Source organism: Thermogutta sp. (assembly GCF_039793925.1).
GTDB lineage: Bacteria > Planctomycetota > Planctomycetia > Pirellulales > Thermoguttaceae > Thermogutta.
This window is the reverse complement of record NZ_JBAMME010000245.1, coordinates 4,727-5,017: the sequence shown is the minus strand read 5'-3', so window position 1 is coordinate 5,017 and position 291 is coordinate 4,727. Positions and strand designations below refer to the sequence as shown.

The following is a 291-nucleotide window of genomic DNA, read 5'->3' as shown; positions in this document are numbered from 1 at the left end:
GTGGGATCCTCCAGCATCAGCCGTTGAAACTCAAAAATGCGCGCGGTCTCGGGGTGATGGGCCGCCACTTCCTGCTGGAGATTTATCAGTTCCTGACGTGCCTGCTCCAGGGCCTGGCGGAGCCGGGCGATTTCTGCAGGAACGTCTTGAATGGGATAACGCTCCACGCGCACTGTGGAGGGGCGGTACCGGAACAGCGGAGCGATAGCCACTCCTCCGGAGGCCGGGATACCCTGTAGGCCTTCTCCCACTGAAGCTTCTATCGGTCGGGGGGTCACAACTGGAGGGGGC

General features: G+C 62.2%; 1 protein-coding gene. It reads right to left on the bottom strand.

What is annotated here, in order from left to right; translation table 11 throughout:
- Positions 1-251, bottom strand: a 251-nt coding sequence (locus ABJK56_RS11720) for a phosphoenolpyruvate-utilizing N-terminal domain-containing protein (protein ID WP_347244856.1), incomplete at its 3' end; no start/stop codon positions are given.
- Positions 252-291 lie beyond the last annotated feature (40 nt).